This window comes from Dyadobacter sp. (assembly GCF_039919315.1).
Classification (GTDB): domain Bacteria; phylum Bacteroidota; class Bacteroidia; order Cytophagales; family Spirosomataceae; genus Dyadobacter.
On the sequence record NZ_JBDSFX010000047.1, the window covers coordinates 1 to 17638 of the forward strand.

Consider the following 17638-nt stretch of genomic DNA (forward strand, 5'->3'; position numbering starts at 1 on the left):
ATTAGGGTAGGTAGTAGCACCGAATGCAACTTTCGGGGTTTCATCTTCCTCCGCTACACCTTCCTGCAAGGCCGTGCGGCAGCCGCCGCAAGGTGCTGCTTCCTCCCATCCCGTAACCGGCATATCAGGTTCAAAAAGATAGTCATTCGATATCAGCAAAGTTCCGCCATTTCCACCCGCGACATACCGTCCCTGCGCGCAAAGAATGGTATTAAGGTGTTTATAAGTGGATGATGATGGATTTGACCACGTTGAGTTTGATATATACCTGACTATCTTACCGTTGGTTCCCGTTGTCACAAACTGATTGTGGGCGAAAATGATATCTGTATAATCACTGTTGCCTATGCTGATATTCGGGGTTAGCGGTGTCCACTTGATGCCGTTGGTAGAAGTGAGCATGGTATTGTTGTATCCAACCAAAATCCATTTACCGTTTCCATATGCCGCTCCTCTGAGGTGATTCGTTGTGCCGCTATACTGGTACGTCCAGGTACTGCCATCGGGCGAAGTTCCAAGAAGACCGTAGTTTCCGACGACCACGAACAATCCGTTGGCATAGGCCACCTTATCGAATGAGTAAAGGGCCGTGTTGGTTGATTTATGCCAATCCTTTCCATCATAAGACCAGAGAATACGGCCATGAAGGCCCACTGCCACGAACCTTCCATTGCCAAATGTGACGCCGTTAAGTTGTTGTCCAAATTCGACCTGGCGATAAGTCCAGTCTTTCCCATCCGTCGAAGTCTGGATCAATGCATCGGCCCCAACGGCTACAAATAAATCGTTTCCGAAAGCAACATCATGAATGGATTTTGCGCCACCCACCAGCTTGACCGTTTCCCCGACCGAATAATTCACCCCGTCTCTGGAAGCAATAGCGAGGTTTGTATTTCCCAGCCCCGTGTCTCCATTGTCCAGCGCCGCATTTCCAACCGCTACATAAGTCCCGTTTCCATAGGCCAGGCCGTTCAGCTGTATAGTCCTGAAATTGGTGGTTGTTGAAGACCAGGAATAGCCGTTGTTATACGATGAACGCAACGTTCCCTTGCCTCCGACGGCCAGAAATGAATTTTGTAAATATCGGATGCGGTTGAAATACCAGGCCGATCCGGTTGGCTTGGGTGCGTCACCCCAGCTAAGTCCATCGGGCGATACTAACGCCACAGTTTTGTTAGAGCAAACGGCCACGAAACGGCCGTTCGACGGATTGCATTCGATACCACTCAGCGATAATGTTTTGTCCTGGTTTGGAATGGATGTCCAGTAGGTACTGTTCTTTGAATGCAAGATGGTTCCCTTGTCACCTACGATCACAGAACTTCCGTTAAGCCCACCTTTCACGGCCCGCAATTCGTTAAGGGTGCCCGATCCCCGCACTGACCAGTCTACGCCAGGTCCAGAAGATGTTTTGATCAATCCATTCGATCCCACAGCAATAAAACCGTAATTCACATAGGCAACATCATTCAGATTATCCAGGCCATTTGGGCGCTTTGTCCAGTTTAGGCCGTCTGGCGATGTCAGTAATGCGCCTTCTGAGCCTACGATTACGAATGTTCCGTAACCATAGGCTATACCTTTGAGTATCTGTGCTGTAAACAGCTTTTTTTCGGTCCACCAAATCCCATCCGGTGAAGTGACGATCGAACCCTTACTGCCGACCGCAACAAACAGGTTATTGGCAAAAACAACACTGTATAATGTGACACCGACGGGCAGGCCGGATATAGCCGTTTTCCAGGTTGCACCGTCTTTTGAAGTGCGGATGATACTATTTTCACCCACTGAAACATATATGCCCCCTCCAAATGCCACATCATTAAGCTGTTGCTCAGGGCTCAGCGTCAGGCCCGCCCATTGAGTTTGAGCATCCGCAGTGAGGATTTTTAATAATAAGAAAACAAATGTCAGTGTGTGAATGAAATAATGGAATGGTCTGGTGGTAATGATTCTTTTCATGACTAATAGTAATTTGAAATAATGGCTGAACTGCTCTCCCGGAACAAAATGAAATGTCTGTTCAGGAAGGCAATGCAAACCTAGGGCGGATAAATGGAGGCAACAATTTTTGGGGGTACACAAAAGGTCAATGACCTTGAAATGAGGGTATACAAAAGGTAAACATGGCAGGATAGCTTGCAGAGACCGATAGAGCGCACCTGCCATTCTGATATTTTTAAAAAATATTGCCTACTTCGAGTTCTTTCTCCTTGTACAGATTGGAAGACATTAAACCGGCGTCCAGTTCGTGGCCCTTTGCCCGGGGTATGTGGTATCTGCGTCAGTGACTTCTCAAAGACTTAACATTCGCTTTTTCGCTAAGCTGATCGTTGTCAGTAAGACGTATAGGGCTATTCGTTTCCGTTTGGCCGTGTAGAATTGCCAGTTCAATGCTGACTGCTGCACGTTACATGCTCCGGGCAAGCAATGCTACATTGATTATCGACTTAAAACTTTAAAATAATGAGAGCATTTCAATACAGGTCTTAGGAAAAGATATTTTCGGAAGGGAAACTTCCGGTAGCATCTCCGGCGATTGAATGGCGAATTTTAACCATCCATGTCAAATGTTCTCAAAGGAATATTGTTGTTTTGGAACTAGGCTTTTATAAAATTTTATTTCTAGTTTTGATGATTATTTAAAATAAAATATTGTTTTTTTGACTGAACGTTAGTTCTATATTCTCTCCTTGCCGTGGTAGAGCCAACAGGAAATACTGAGAAAGCATTGTTAGTACTTGCATCTGCGGGCGACGTAGTTGCTTTTTCTTCGCTTTTCCATTTACACAAGCACAAGCTTTTCTCATACTTATTAGCTCTGACAGAATCGCAAATGCTTGCAGAAGATATTGTGCAGGATGTTTTTTTGAAGTTGTGGAATGAACATGAGTCTCTTACCGGCATTGAAAATTTTGGAAACTATATTTTTCGAATGTCAAAAAATCATGCGATCAATCATTTCCGGCGAATGGCACATGAAACGCTGATCATTTCTGAAATGTTTCAGGCGGATCCGACCCATAATCAAACAGAGGATTTCATCGCGCTGCAAGAGACCGAAAAAATACTAGCTGAGATTATTGACAAACTGCCTGCGCAGCAAAAAGCAATATACCATCTTAGCCGCCATGAGGGCAGGAGTCATGAAGAGATTGCGGCTTTGCTTAAAATTTCCCCTCATACCGTCAGAAATCACATTGTTCAGGCAATGTCGACGATACGTACGCACCTCATTCGTCATTCCGAAATCTTTCTCATTTTGGCACTGACAGCCAGCTTTAAAAAATAGAATTTTTTCGAAGTGCAATTTTTGAAAATATTTTATGGTGAGAAAACACCCATTACAGCCCGTTTGAGGACTTTCTCAAAAAAAAATTCATTTTTTGTGAGTTCGACTAGTTCCTGAGCGATTCCCATTTGTCTTTTATTTGGTGAAAGGCGGATTTGATGTCAAAAACATCTGCCAAATTCCTGGATAGCAGAACAGAAAATAAGTGCAAAGGAAGATGTCAAGTATTTAATATGTATACAGAAAGAGTAAAATATCTGACAGCCAAGTATTTCGAGGGAAAATGCAGCAAAGCTGAAAGGCAAGAACTTGCGCTATGGATAGACCAAAATCCGGACCAAGCATTGTCAGAGGCGCTGGAAAAAGAATGGGAGAATTTTGAAAGCGATACGCAAATGCCTGCCCAGATGGCGGACAGGATTTTGAACGTAATCATTCCTTCAACCCATGACACGCTGAGCGAAGAAACATTTGAAGAAGATAGATCCACACGCTATCTCTGGCCAAGGATTGCAGCAGCCGCAGTTTTGATCCTATCGCTGGGTTTATACTGGTGGTATGGAAAGGATGACAGTCCGATTGCACAACAATCTGTACCGGAAGTGCACCTTGCGGACATTCCTCCTGGCGGAAATAAGGCAATACTTACGCTTGGCGATGGTTCCAGCATTGTTCTTGATAGTGCGAAAAATGGCAATCTGGTTAGCCAGGGAAGTACGAATGTTACTAAATCTAAAAAGGGAGAACTGGTTTACAATGCTTCTGGAAACACGGACGAGGCGATCGTATTCAATACTGTTGCTACGCCCAAGGGAGGACAATATCACATTGTTTTGCCTGATGGCTCCAAAGTATGGCTTAATGCTGCTTCCAGTCTGCGATTTCCAACTGCGTTTAAAGGAAAGGAAAGAAAAGTGGAAATTACTGGTGAGGTTTATTTTGAAGTAGCCCACAATGAGAAGATGCCATTTATAGTGAAAGCCAATGATACTGACATTGCAGTATTAGGAACGCACTTTAATGTAATGGCCTATTCGGATGAAAAAGTACTGAAAACGACTTTGCTGGAAGGTTCTGTGAAAGTGAGCAGGGCGGGAAAATCGGCCATGTTAACCCCAGGACAACAGGCGCGTATCAAGACGGCATCAGATAACATTCGTGTAATCGACGATGTGGATACAGATAAAGAAATGGCCTGGAAAAACGGATACTTTCAGTTTCAGGATGACAATCTGGGAAATATTATGCGGCAGATTTCGAGATGGTACGATGTGGAAGTGATTTATGAAGGAAATCCTGGGAAAGAAACTTTTACCGGAAGGCTGCCACGCAACGGCAATGTTTCAAAAGTTTTTAAAATACTGTCGCTTAGCGGCGTCAAATTTAGAATAGAAGGAAAGTCAATCATTGTAACCCCGTAAACCAAGCCAGCGCTTATGACCAAATAAACACCAGACAAATTTCAAAAACAGGTGTTGTCTCTAAAACAAAAAAGAACGGGAACGTTGCAACCGCTCCCGCCCGGAAGAGCCAGCATTACTTAACAATTATCTCGAATCGTTTAGTACCAACTCAAAACAAAAGTATGAATCACAACTCTTTTATCCAAAAGAGGGGAGGGCTGTCGTATATAGGCGACAGGTACCGAAACCTTCTGACCACCAAAACATTTTTGGTAATGAAACTGATCTTTATTTTTTGCCTGGCTTTTTGTATGCAGGTTAGCGCGAACAGTTCAGCGCAAAAAATTACGCTGGTTGCCCAAAATGCATCTCTGGAAAGAGTCCTTAAAGATATTGAAAGGCAAAGCGGTTATTCTTTTTGGTATAAAACGGAGTTGATCTCGAAAGCCGAAAAGATTACTGTTTCCATCAAAGACAGCAATCTGGAAGATGCTCTTTCAAAAGTTTTGCAAAATCAGCAGGTTGATTATTCCATTGTAGATCAAACGGTGGTATTGAAAGCCAAGAAGCAATACAAGATCATTGCTCCTATTAAACAGATACTTGAAATCATTAAAGGTCAGGTGCTTGGGGCAGATGGAAAACCGCTCATCGGTGTGACGGTTATCGTGAAAGCAAGTAAGCTGGGAACCACAACCGACACGGACGGGAACTTCTCAGTGAACGCAAATGATACTGACGTGCTCGTTTTTTCCTACATCGGGTTCAATACAAAAGAAGTGATCGTAGGGAAGCAAAGTAACATTTCAGTTTCTCTCTCAGAAAGTAATACAACTTTGGGCGAAGTTGCGGTTATCGGTTACGGAACGCAATCACGGAAAACGCTTACAAGTGCTGTAAGCACGGTAAAGGCGGAAGAAATGAACAAAGGAGCGATCACTGATGTGGGGCAGCTTCTGCAGGGAAAAGTCCCAGGTTTAAATATTACAGCCAGTGGCGATCCAAATAAACCAGCCGCAGTTGTGCTTCGCGGAGCGTCTACTATCAACAGTTCACAGGGGCCATTTTACGTGATCGACAATGTGCCGGGCGCTGACATTGCAACCATTGCACCAGATGATATCGCTTCGATCGACATTCTAAAAGACGCAGCCGCCACAGCAATTTATGGGAATCGTGCAGCGAATGGAGTCATTATGGTGACGACTAAAAAAGGTAAAAAGGGAGAGTCGAAAATTACTTACAACGGCTTTGTCGGAATCGAAAAGGTTTCCAACAAACTAGATATGATGTCTGGTGCTCAGCTGCGCACGTTTTTGGACAACAATGGCGTTGGTCTGGCTCCTAAGGACGACCTTGGAGCTGATACGGACTGGCAGTCTGAGGTTCAAAGGAAAACTGCGATTTCTACAAATCACAACATTTCATTCAGTGGCGGAACCGATCATAGCACTTATAGCGCAAGTTTGAATTATGTGAACAAGGAAGGTATTTTGCTGAACAGCGCTTTGAAACGTTTCATTGGGCGTTTATCTCTTCAGCAATACGCATTCAAGGATAAAATTAAGTTCGGATTGACGGTTACCAACTCAAATAGTATAGCCAAGGATATCCCTTTTCGTAACACTGTTCTGCTTCAATCCGCTCTTTATTTGCCGGTGTCTCCCGTTAGAAATGGCGATGGCAGTTACTTTGAAAATCTTGATCATACCGATTATTATAACCCGGTTTCGATGATCAATAACAGTGAGAACAGCACAAAAACAAACAACCTGACAGGAAGTTTTACGACCGAAGTGAAGTTGCCGTTTGGTTTTATTTATAATCTAAATTTATCTTATCTTAATACGACCTCACTTGGAGGCACTTACTATAACAAATACTTTACTGACCATTACAACAATATGTATGATAATCCAGAACCTGGATTAGGATACCATACCCAACAATCGTTTGGCGCCAACGGCCAGGCAAACAGAAGTTCATACCGAAATTCAAGCAAAATTCTTGAAACATTCCTGACCTGGAACAAGGAATTTGGTGATCATTCGCTCAATGCGGTGGTGGGTTATTCGTGGCAGGATTACATCATCGGCGAAGGTTTTCAGGTAACGACAAGCAATTTGCCGGTGGACAATATCAGCTATAACAATCTGGCATTGAGCAATCCTTATGGTGTTTCAGGTTTTCAGATTGGTTTTGGTGCGGACGGAATTTATCAGCAAACACGTTTGATATCTGATTTTGCAAGGTTCAATTACAACTTCAAAAACAAATATCTTTTGCAGGGTTCTGTGAGAAGAGATGGAAGTTCCGTTTTTGGTAAAAATAATCAATGGGGCTATTTTCCTTCTGTGGGAGCAGCATGGAGAATTACCGAAGAAGGATTCATGGCTGGTCAGAAAGTGTTCAATGAACTTAAACTGCGTGGAAGCTACGGTGTGACTGGCAACGCCACTGGTTTCGGGGCTTATACGACCCAGTTTTTGTCGGGAAGCTTAGGTACCTACTACTATAATGGAACACTTACCGCCGCCCTTGGACCGACACAGGCAGCTAATGCAGATTTGAAATGGGAAAAAACAGCAACCAGTAACCTGGGAATTGACTTTGCCGTGTTAGACGGAAGACTGAGCGGTACGCTGGAATTGTACAATAAAAACACAACCGGTATGATTTATTCATACAGTGTAGACCCGATTCTGGTACCAACCGGCAAAATCACGACCAATGGTGGAAGTATCAATAATAAAGGTATTGAGTTGAGTTTAAATGCGATTGTTTTTGATAAAGGGCCTTTCAAATGGTCGACAGGGTTGAATCTTGCGCATAACAAAAACACCGTAACTAGTCTTTCCAATCCGCTTTTTGCAGGTGGTGACTCCGTTTTGCTTGCTTATCCTGAGGGTTTGGGACAGTCTAGTCATTCGCTGGAAATTCTGAAAGCCGGAAAACCGCTTGGTCAGTTTTTCTCCCTGCAATATGCCGGAAAAAATGCAGACGGTGTTTCACAGTTTGTCGGTGGGGACGGGCAGTTAACCACAACTCCTTCAATCGGTGTTGACTACAAATACATTGGAAATGCACAGCCTAAATTGCTGGCGGGCTGGTCGAACAACTTTCGTTACAAAAACTTTGATCTGAATGTTTTCCTTCGTGGTGCCTTTGGAAATAAGATTTTCAATGCAACCCGCGCCGATCTTTTCAGACCCAATACTGCGCAATACACCAATATATTGGCTGATGCAGGAGGCGAATCCATGGCCGATTACAACTCATATCAGTACTCTTCCAGATTTGTAGAAAGCGGAAGTTATCTGAGATTTGATAATGCTACTTTGGGTTATAATTTCAAAAATATCGGTTCCGGTATGAAAAGCCTGCGTGTATATACTTCGGTCAACAATCTTTTTGTGATCACCAAATACACGGGTGTGGATCCTGAAATAAATCAGGGAGGCCTTGCGCCTGGTGTGGATTCGAACAATTTCTATCCTAAAACAAGAACTTTCCTTTTGGGAGTGAATGTATCATTCTGATTTTTAAAATTTAGATATCATGAAAAAGTCATATATAAAAACAATCTTTTCGGCAGTTTTGATGGGAACAATGGTTTCCTGTCACGACCTCGATGTACCCGTAACTTCTGAGCTGACTCCGGATGTTTTTCCTACTGATGCGTCACAATTTGTCAGTGCGGCCGGTCCTGCTTATGTAGCACTCCGCGGAAATATTTCTGTTGAATTTTTTCACTTACAAACTTTAAGTACTGACGAGGCGATTTTTCCGGCCAAAGGTGGTAACTGGTATAACGGTGCTGAATTCAAAGATTTGCATTTACATACCTGGACAAAAGACCATAGCACGGTAACAGGGAATTGGACCTGGCTGAGCACCATCATTGGCACAGTTAACCAGTCGCTTGCTATCCTGGAAGCCAATATGCCGGACGGAACGTCTAAAAGTCAGAGCCTGGCGGAACTTAAAATGGTTCGTGCGCTTGCCTACTTCTGGATGATGGATAGCTTTGGTAATGTGCCTATTATTACCACCTACGGCGATTACAGTGCGCATCCAAACGCTAAACGTGCGGAAGTTTTCACATTTCTTGAAACAGAAATCAAAGCCGCACTTCCGGATTTGAGTGATGTGGTGGACATTTCAACCTACGGCCGTCCGACAAAATATCTTGCAAATGCATTACTTGCCAAGATGTACCTGAATGCTGAGGTATACACGGGAACCGCGCGTTATGCAGATTGTATTGCGGCATGTGATGAAATCATCAATTCTGGTAAATTTGCTCTTGAACCAGCCAATTCCTATCTGAAAATGTTTTACCCGGATAATGGTCCGGCCATGAAAGAATTCATTTTCGCCATTCCCTTCGACGCGACAGCAACCAATAGTTTTCCTTTCCGGGCAACTAATCTGCATTCACGTTATGATATTCCAAGAGGTATGGTTGGGAAATTCAAGATGCCGTTTACGCCAGACGCCGCGGTGAGTACTTTACCGGAATTTTACAAATATTTCGACGATGCGAAAGACATCAGAAACAAAGAATGGCTGACAGGTTTGCAGTACTATGATGACGGGAAACCAGTAACTGTGACGACTACTAAAAAAGGATATGACCAGTTTTACACAGGCTCGGATCCTTCCGCTCCATATACATATCAGATCAATATTACTCCGCAAGTTACTTTGAGACAAGATGTTGCATCTTTCGATGTGGGCAATGACGAGCTTGCCTGGAACATGGGTTACCGCAATATCAAATTTCATCCGGACGCTTCTTCTCTGAACAGAAACCAGAATAACGACGTACCTATTTTCCGCTATTCCGATGCAGTTCTGATGAAAGCAGAGGCCATTCAAAGAGGTGGATCTGGTACTTCGGGCGCAACGGCATTATCTCTTGTAAACTCGATCAGAACTGCCAGACAGGCAACAGTCTTTGCAAGTGTAACACTTGAATCCATTTATGAAGAAAGAGCGCGCGAATTCGCTTCCGAAATGTGGCATCGGAACGATATGATCCGCTTCGGGAAATTTGAAAATAAATGGGGATATAAAACAGATGCTGACATTAACAAACGCATTTTCCCTATCCCGAATTCTGCAATGCTTTTGAATCCTGCACTGGCGCAAAATCCAGGTTATTGATCTAATCATGTTCTCCGTATTCACTTCGGATACGGAGATATTTTTCTTCACACCAGCTTTCCATTCCACGTCCATTTAAACGGAGCGGCATTAATTCCATAATTTTAAAATGAGAAACTCCCAAAAAGGTTGTTCATTCCTCCGATTTTTGGGGAAAGCCGACCGGCTTTGTCTTGTTCTTTGCCTCATTGTTCTGTCGCAAACAACAAAAGCACAGGTCATCATTAGTTCCGGAAAATCGCTGATAAGCAGGGTCGTTCCCGCCCACGCATCACGTTTTGAAGTAGAGGAATTAACTTCAAAATCCGGGAAAGACGAATTTGAGATTGAAAGTAAAAATGGTAAAGTCGTACTTCGGGGGTCGAGTGGTGTTGCAGTAGCTTCGGCGCTCTACCATTACCTGACCGAATATGCGCACTGCCAGATTACCTGGAACGGGACAAACTTATCTCTTCCTGAAAAACTACCAATCGTTCCGTTAAAAATCAGCAAAGCGACGATATATAATTATCGTTATAACCTGAATTACTGTACGTTCAATTACAGCATGAGCTGGTGGGACTGGGAGCGCTGGCAAAAGGAAATTGACTGGATGGCTTTGCATGGGATCAACATGCCACTGGCCATTACCGGCGAAGAATATACCTGGCTGGAAGTATATAGAGACATGGGTTTCAGTGAAAATGATCTGAAAGATTTTTTCAGTGGCCCTGCCTATTTTGGCTGGTTCTGGATGGGAAATCTGGATGGCTGGGGTGGTCCGTTGCCTTTGACATGGATGGAAAGTCATAAAACATTACAGCAACAAATTGTCAAAAGAGAACGTGAGTTGGGGATGAAGCCGGTGCTGCCGGCTTTTACGGGCCACGTTCCGGCCGCGTTCAAAAAGAAATTTCCAAAAGCACAATTGAAAGCAACGAACTGGACAAACGGCTTTGGTGATACTTACATTCTGGATTCGCAAGATCCGCTTTTTGCAGAAATTGGGAAGAAATTCCTAGATAAACAAACTGAACTTTACGGTACCGACCATTTATATTCTGCTGATACTTTTAACGAAAACGAGCCACCAACCGATGACCCCGCATATTTGTCAAAACTGAGCGAAAGGATTTATGACGGAATGAAGCTGGCTGATGCTGATGCAATTTGGGTGATGCAGGGTTGGTTGTTTTACAGTGACCGGAAATTCTGGAAATCGCCTCAGATTGAAGCTTTGCTAAAAGCAGTTCCTGATGATAAAATGATCTTGCTTGACCTAGCAGCAGAAATTGAACCTGTTTGGAAAAGAACCGGTGCATTTTATGGCAAACCATGGATTTGGAACATGCTCAATAATTTTGGGGGTAATGTCAATCTGTTTGGCAGGATGGAAGGCGTTGCTAGTGGTCCTGCGCAGGCATGGAACGATCCTCATAAAAAGCGACTCGAAGGAATTGGTTTAACGATGGAAGCCATCGAGCAAAATCCTATCATCTATGAGCTGATGATGGATCACACCTGGCGGACAACACCGATTGATCTGGACGACTGGCTTAAAAAGTATGCAAGAAACAGGTACGGAAAAGACGATTCGGATCTTAATCAAGCTTGGCAGGTTTTAAGACAAACAGTTTATAACGGCAAAGAAATTCGGGATGGTGCGGAATCCATTGTGACCGGTAGACCAACGCTGTATTCAACAACGATCTGGACGAGAACGAAGCTGAACTACGCACCGGAAGCGCTTTTGCCAGCCTGGGAGTTGTTTGTTAAATCTGCTAAAAAAGGAAGTAAAGCAGATGGGTTTCGATACGATCTCGTGGATGTTTCCCGGCAGGTTCTTGCCAATTATGCTATGGTTGTCCAAGAGAAATGGGTTGATGCTTTTAAAAAAGGTGACAAAATGGCTTTCAAAAAGCATTGCAAAGAATTTATTGACCTGATCAACGACATGGACTTATTGTTGGCGACCAGAAAAGATTTCTTGCTCGGGCCATGGCTAGCTGATGCGCGAAAATGGGGGACAAATGCAGAGGAAAAGGCTTTGTATGAACGAAATGCGAGAGATTTGATTACGCTTTGGGGAGGTGCTGACAGTCCTTTGCACGAATATTCGAACCGTCAATGGAGCGGATTATTGAGCGATTTCTATAAAGTTCGCTGGGAGAAGTTTTTTGTCATGCTGGATTCGTCACTTGAGAGTGGATCTGAACCTGATTTCAAATCATTTGAAAAAAATATTTCTGAATGGGAGTGGACATGGGTCAATGAGCAAAAATCTTTTCCGGTTTTAGAAAAAGGAAACAGCGTAGCAACCGCTGTGAAATTGCATTCAAAATATCACCGGCAAATTAGCAATGAATACAAAAGGTAACCATTAGCACTCCAATTTTTGCGAAGGTAATTCAATGATGTCCCAGCCTTACCTGCAATCAATGGGGTGCTCCCTTGATTTGGTGTACAATGTGTACCAGAATGCTTGAACAGGGGTTATTTGCGGGAGGGGGCACCTGTTATTCCTTTGGTTAGGTGTTTAAGTAGAGCGGAAGCGGGATTTCATCTATAGGCTCGGCAATTAGCAGTTCGAGAAATAGATCGATACTGGCCAATGGCTTAGGTATTTCCTGTGCCAGTGTAGCCGTGAAATCAGAAGCGGCTGGCACATCGAATAATGGGTTGAATGGATTATTCATTTGTTGAGCTGTTTTGCCTAAATCATGCACCAAAAGTGAAAAGGAACCACACCAGAACTTTACAAGAGGCAGTCAAATAGTTGCATGAATCACAGGCAAGCTCTGTTGTGAATGCGTGAAAAATCAGTGATTGATATAAATAATATCTGTTTTGGTGTAAGTAACTAGGCCTTTGGTTTACCGACCTTTATGTCCTGATCATGCACCACAATTCAAAAATCAGACTACTTGATCTTTGAATAACACTTCAACACAGATTTTTATGAATTTCTACCCTTTCAGCCCCTATTTCCTAGTGGGTGTTTACATCATTGCTAATATTTTAGCATTTCTTTTGATTTTCGCAAGCACGAGGTATCCTAAGCTTACGCGACTATTTTTTCTTTTGCTCTTCGGGTGGGCATTTTGGATCAATTCATCTATGGCCATTGACTCACCATGGGTATACCAGGACTATGCAGACAGTTCGATTCCACTCTATAAGAAATTCATTTTAGGCACTTTTGAAGCTATCATGACACCTATGGTTTTGATCATAGCAGCTGGCCAGGCGTTGCTGGCAATATTGATGACCTTAAAAGGCAAGTTATTTAAAATAGGTTGTTGGGGTGGAATTGTTTTTTGCCTTGCCGTATCGCCAATTGGATCTTATGCTGCATTTCCTGCGACCCTGTTTATGGCTATTGCCTTGTATCTTCTGCAGAGAGACCATAATCATTTATATATATGGGAACGCCATCCGGAGGATCTGAAAAAAGGGGTGCCGTCCCAGCAAAACAAGACTAGGGCGAATTATCTCATCGGGTAGTGAATTAATCTTGTGTGAAGATTTGCTGTTCATATTCCTCATATAAATCATAGCGGAGTGATTGATCGGATAAATATCGCCCAGTTGCATAGAATCCCAGTCTATGTGCATTCTCGGTAACCAATTTTTCATTTTCCTCAAAAGCATTTGCGTCAATTTCGATATCCACAAAATGGTCAGCTAATAAAGGGGCAACATTTAGAACATTCTTTGTCATACCGTCACACTCAGTTTCAAATCTCCCAAATTGGAGGCTTCAAATTCTTCGTACTGCTCTCTCTGTGTCGTCCCCGCTTTTCCATACTGATCATCCAAGGCAGCTAAATAGGTAGCAACTATGCATTTCAATCAGAAATAAGCTTTGACCGTTAAAAAAACACAGCGACAAATAATGCCCCAAAGATGATATTGGCGAAGAAATTTCTTCTGACTTGTTTGGCGGAAGGAAAGAACATCCTGTACATTCCAAGTGTCAGGGATAGCCAGCCATCAATGTAATAAGTACATTAGAAAACGGTCGCAACAAGTATTTTCCTCATGATCCCATTTTAAATCAGATAAGTTGATTGATCCAAATTCCATGTCCAATTCAAAATTTCGGGCATGTCTTCGCCGTGAATGTTGATGTAAGCTTTGTGATCGAGTAGCTTGTCGCGGAGATATTGTTTGAGATAAGCACCTTTCGCGCCTAAGTTTGGCAGCCGGTCAATTACATCGCTGACCAGATGAAACCGGTCCAGATCATTAAGAACAACCATATCGAAAGGTGTCGTGGTTGTCCCTTCGCCCTTATATCCGCGCACATGCAGGTTCTTGTGATTGGTACGGCGGTAGGTGAGGCGGTGGATCAGCAGGGGATACCCGTGGAATGCGAAGATGATGGGTTTGTCTTTGGTGAAAAGAATGTCGAAATCCTTATCATTCAATCCATGAGGATGTTCGCTTTCAGGTTGGAGGCTCATCAGATCCACCACATTAATCACACGCACCTTCAATTCCGGTAAATGTTCCCTTAGAATTTGAACGGCTGCAATCGTTTCAAGCGTGGGCACATCTCCCGCGCAAGCCATCACCACATCGGGTTCAAAGCCTTCATCATTACTGGCCCACTTCCAGATCCCCAGGCCGGCCGTGCAATGTTTGATCGCTGCATCCATATCCAGCCACTGCATTTCGGGCTGCTTCCCGGCGACGATCACATTGATATAGTCCCTGCTTCTCAGGCAATGGTCTGTTACCGAAAGCAGTGTATTGGCATCCGGCGGCAGATAAATGCGGACAATGTCGGCTGTTTTATTGGCCGCAACATCCAGGAAACCAGGATCCTGATGACTGTTTCCATTGTGGTCCTGTCGCCAAACATGCGAGGTTAGCAGGTAATTCAACGATGCGATGGGCTTACGCCATGGCAGGTTCCGGGTAACTTGAAGCCACTTTGCGTGCTGATTGAACATCGAATCTACAATGTGAATGAAGGCTTCGTAGCAGGAAAATAGTCCGTGCCTACCCGTTAACAAATAACCTTCCAGCCATCCCTGACAAAGATGTTCACTCAATACTTCCATCACCCGGCCATCAGGGGAAATATGATTATCACCCGGAACGATCTCAGCGGTGGATGTTCTTTCGGTTACCTCAAACAGATGAGAAAGGCGGTTGGAGGCCGTTTCGTCCGGTCCGAAAATCCTGAAATTCCGTTCATGCCAGTTGGTTTTCATCACATCCCTGAGAAATCCACCCAAGACCAATGTCGCTTCTGCCGTGATATTTCCAGGGGTAGGGACTGCCACTGCATGATCTCTGAAATCGGGCATTTTTAGGTCCACCAGGAGCGAGCCACCGTTGGCGCTTGGATTGGCGCCCATTCGCCTGTTTCCTTTTGGTGCCAGTTCAGCGAGTTCAGCGATTAGTTTTCCGTTCTCGTCAAAAAGCAGTTCGGGTTTATAACTTTTCATCCAGGCTTCGAGCATTTGAACATGTTCCGGCTTGGTGGCCAGCTCTGCCAGTGGAACCTGATGCGCACGCCAGGTTCCTTCAATTGGAAGCCCGTCGACTAATTTAGGACCCGTCCATCCTTTTGGCGAGCGAAAAATAATCATCGGCCAAACCGGGCGTTTTTTATATCCATAAACCCGCGCCTCACTTTGTATCTCGCGGATTTCTTCTATTACGATATCCAATGTTGAAGCCAGCAATTCGTGCATGGTATCCGGATCGTCACCTTCTACAAAATAAGGTTTGTACCCATATCCACGGAAAAGCTGTTCCAATTCTTCTTTTGGTATCCTTGCCAAAATCGTGGGATTGGCAATTTTATAACCATTTAAGTGCAGGATTGGGAGTACCGCCCCATCATGAACAGGGTTCAGGAATTTGTTGGAATGCCAGCTGGCTGCCAGTGCCCCGGTTTCAGCTTCGCCATCTCCGATGACACATGCTGCGATCAGGTAAGGATTATCAAAAACTGCCCCAAATGCATGGACAAGTGAATAACCAAGTTCACCACCTTCGTTAATGGAGCCCGGTGTTTCCGGTGCTACGTGACTGGGAATGCCACCGGGAAATGAAAACTGCTTAAACAGTTTCTGCATTCCGTTTTCATCTTCTGAAATGTTAGGGTAAACTTCACTGTAAGTTCCTTCCAGATAAGTATTAGCCACCAGACCGGGGCCACCGTGCCCCGGGCCGGCCACGTAAATGATATTCAGATCGTACTGTTTAATGATACGATTAAGATGAACATAAATAAAATTTAGCCCCGGCGTGGTACCCCAGTGCCCCAGCAGGCGTGGCTTAATGTGGTCTAACGTTAATTTTGCTTTCAGCAATGGATTGCCATACAGGTATATCTGGCCGACTGACAAATAGTTGGCTGCCTCCCAATAGGCGTTCATTTTTCGGAGTAATTGAGGCGTTAAAGTTTTCACTTCGAGAACGGTTTCTTCGATTTCCATCATTTTTATTGTTAAATGGCGAGATTTATAACCTGGCTTACGAGCCTGGCAATCATTAATTCTTCGTTGGTAGCAATGACCCGGACGGTCACCTTGCCAATTTCTGATGAGATAACGGGATCATTTTTCTGATTTCGATGATCATCCAATTCAATTCCTAGAAAGCCAAGATGCTGGCATATCCGGCTGCGGATCTGTGGAATGTTTTCTCCGATACCTCCTGAAAAAACGAGCAAATCAATTCCACCCAGCACGGCAGCAAATGAGCCAATCGATTTTTTGATCTGATAACAGAACAGTTCGATCGCTTCGGCGGCACGGTCATCAGAGTCCTCGATAGTCATTAATTCCTGCATGTCTGAACTTGTTTCAGAGAAACCCAAAAGCCCGGACTCGTGGTTGATCAGATGGCTAAACTGCCTGGGACTAAGCTTTTCAAACCGCATCATATACCAGGCCACACCCGGATCCAGGTCTCCGCTGCGGCTTCCCATCATGACGCCTGACGCCGGAGTGAAACCCATACTGGTATCGACACTTTTCCCGTTACTCACGGCCGCCAAACTTGCTCCATTGCCAAGATGTGCCAGAATGATTCTTCCATTTGCAGCTTCTTTACCGGCCAAACGTTCAAGTTCCTGCATGAGATAAGCGTATGAAAGCCCATGAAAACCATAACGTTGAAGTCCTTTTTCGTAAAACTGACGGGGAATGGTCAATCGTTTTGCGACGGCGGGCATGCTGGCATGGAACGATGTATCAAAACAGGCGACCTGCTTTAATGCCGGATGACGCTTACTAAAAAGCTCGATCAGTTTAATTTCTTCCGGTAAATGCTCCGGATCATACGGGCTGATCTCTTTGAGGTAGACGAGTAATTCGGGGGTTATTTCTTGCGGCTCTGTATGTTGCATGCCGTGAACAATCCTGTGACCAATGGCCAGAATGTTCGAAAATTCCTGCCGCTCTTCCAGCCGTTCAATCAAAAAGTTAGCGGCGTGCTCGTAGGTATTTTGATAAACTTCAACAGTTTCTGGTTCCTTTGAGACATTATTGGTCAGAACCGGTTTAGTGGTATTGCTGCCAATATTGGCAAGCTTTCCGGTAAGTATTAATGTAAAAGCCGCATTTATCTGATAAAAAGCAAACCGGATGCTTGATGAGCCGCCATTGATAGTTAGTATACAGTTATTGGAATCACTCATAACCGCTTTTTATCACAGTGTAGATCATTTTGAATGGCTCTTTGGCACAAAATGAATTCCTTGCCTGTGCAGGGATGATGATTTCGGGTTCATTTTCCTTTCTGTGCCTGCTATTCATGACGAGAGATCGTT

Annotated in this window: 12 protein-coding genes; 6 read left to right on the forward strand and 6 right to left on the reverse strand. The window is 44.1% G+C overall.

The window, feature by feature from the left end; translation table 11 throughout:
• The coding region (locus tag ABIO93_RS12595) for a hypothetical protein (protein ID WP_348068086.1) at positions 1-1962 on the reverse strand (1962 nt) is incomplete at its 3' end.
• A 736-nt stretch (positions 1963-2698) separates the two neighbouring features.
• On the opposite strand from ABIO93_RS12595, the gene ABIO93_RS12600 reads away from it, so the two are divergent.
• The 5 genes from ABIO93_RS12600 (at position 2699) to ABIO93_RS12620 (ending at position 12220) form a co-directional block, all read left to right on the forward strand.
• Positions 2699-3292 (forward strand): RNA polymerase sigma-70 factor, encoded by a 594-nt coding sequence (locus ABIO93_RS12600; protein ID WP_348068088.1) that lies wholly within the window; start codon positions 2699-2701, stop codon positions 3290-3292.
• A gap of 233 nt (positions 3293-3525) precedes the next feature.
• On the forward strand, positions 3526-4713 hold the full coding sequence (locus ABIO93_RS12605) for a FecR domain-containing protein (RefSeq protein ID WP_348068090.1): 1188 nt from the start codon (positions 3526-3528) through the stop codon (positions 4711-4713).
• 164 nt (positions 4714-4877) lie between these two features.
• Positions 4878-8234, forward strand: coding sequence for a TonB-dependent receptor (locus tag ABIO93_RS12610; RefSeq protein WP_348068092.1), 3357 nt, complete (start codon positions 4878-4880; stop codon positions 8232-8234).
• A gap of 19 nt (positions 8235-8253) precedes the next feature.
• Positions 8254-9864 carry a RagB/SusD family nutrient uptake outer membrane protein gene (locus tag ABIO93_RS12615; protein ID WP_348068094.1) on the forward strand — a complete coding sequence of 537 codons (1611 nt, stop codon included), beginning with the start codon at positions 8254-8256 and terminating at the stop codon, positions 9862-9864.
• A gap of 109 nt (positions 9865-9973) precedes the next feature.
• Positions 9974-12220 carry an alpha-N-acetylglucosaminidase gene (locus ABIO93_RS12620; RefSeq protein ID WP_348068096.1) on the forward strand — a complete coding sequence of 749 codons (2247 nt, stop codon included), beginning with the start codon at positions 9974-9976 and terminating at the stop codon, positions 12218-12220.
• Between the two features lie 151 nt (positions 12221-12371).
• Here the strand turns inward: ABIO93_RS12620 and ABIO93_RS12625 are convergent, their stop codons facing one another.
• Positions 12372-12539 (reverse strand): hypothetical protein, encoded by a 168-nt coding sequence (locus ABIO93_RS12625; RefSeq protein WP_348068098.1) that lies wholly within the window; start codon positions 12537-12539, stop codon positions 12372-12374.
• Between the two features lie 262 nt (positions 12540-12801).
• Between ABIO93_RS12625 and ABIO93_RS12630 the strand changes: the two genes are divergently transcribed.
• Positions 12802-13347, forward strand: coding sequence for a hypothetical protein (locus ABIO93_RS12630; protein WP_348068100.1), 546 nt, complete (start codon positions 12802-12804; stop codon positions 13345-13347).
• A gap of 4 nt (positions 13348-13351) precedes the next feature.
• Here ABIO93_RS12630 and ABIO93_RS12635 read toward each other — a convergent pair whose 3' ends face one another.
• The 4 genes from ABIO93_RS12635 to ABIO93_RS12650 form a co-directional block, all read right to left on the reverse strand.
• Positions 13352-13564 (reverse strand): hypothetical protein, encoded by a 213-nt coding sequence (locus ABIO93_RS12635; protein WP_348068102.1) that lies wholly within the window; start codon positions 13562-13564, stop codon positions 13352-13354.
• On the reverse strand, positions 13561-13695 hold the full coding sequence (locus ABIO93_RS12640) for a hypothetical protein (protein WP_348068103.1): 135 nt from the start codon (positions 13693-13695) through the stop codon (positions 13561-13563). The genes ABIO93_RS12635 and ABIO93_RS12640 overlap by 4 nt, the downstream gene beginning before the upstream one ends.
• 200 nt (positions 13696-13895) lie before the next feature.
• Positions 13896-16304: a phosphoketolase family protein gene (locus ABIO93_RS12645; RefSeq protein ID WP_348068105.1), complete on the reverse strand. Its 2409-nt coding sequence runs from the start codon at positions 16302-16304 to the stop codon at positions 13896-13898.
• An 8-nt stretch (positions 16305-16312) separates the two neighbouring features.
• Positions 16313-17506, reverse strand: a complete 1194-nt coding sequence (locus tag ABIO93_RS12650) for an acetate/propionate family kinase (protein ID WP_348068107.1) — start codon at positions 17504-17506, stop codon at positions 16313-16315.
• Positions 17507-17638 lie beyond the last annotated feature (132 nt).

Excerpts from the sequence above, each read along its gene's own strand:
- ABIO93_RS12620 (WP_348068096.1), top strand. The coding sequence starts at position 9,974 with ATGAGAAACTCCCAAAAAGGTTGTTCATTCCTCCGATTTTTGGGGAAA.
- ABIO93_RS12635 (WP_348068102.1), bottom strand. The coding sequence starts at position 13,564 with ATGACAAAGAATGTTCTAAATGTTGCCCCTTTATTAGCTGACCATTTT.
- ABIO93_RS12610 (WP_348068092.1), top strand. The coding sequence starts at position 4,878 with ATGAATCACAACTCTTTTATCCAAAAGAGGGGAGGGCTGTCGTATATA.
- ABIO93_RS12630 (WP_348068100.1), top strand. The coding sequence starts at position 12,802 with ATGAATTTCTACCCTTTCAGCCCCTATTTCCTAGTGGGTGTTTACATC.
- ABIO93_RS12605 (WP_348068090.1), top strand. The coding sequence starts at position 3,526 with ATGTATACAGAAAGAGTAAAATATCTGACAGCCAAGTATTTCGAGGGA.
- ABIO93_RS12645 (WP_348068105.1), bottom strand. The coding sequence starts at position 16,304 with ATGATGGAAATCGAAGAAACCGTTCTCGAAGTGAAAACTTTAACGCCT.
- ABIO93_RS12625 (WP_348068098.1), bottom strand. The coding sequence starts at position 12,539 with ATGAATAATCCATTCAACCCATTATTCGATGTGCCAGCCGCTTCTGAT.
- ABIO93_RS12650 (WP_348068107.1), bottom strand. The coding sequence starts at position 17,506 with ATGAGTGATTCCAATAACTGTATACTAACTATCAATGGCGGCTCATCA.
- ABIO93_RS12615 (WP_348068094.1), top strand. The coding sequence starts at position 8,254 with ATGAAAAAGTCATATATAAAAACAATCTTTTCGGCAGTTTTGATGGGA.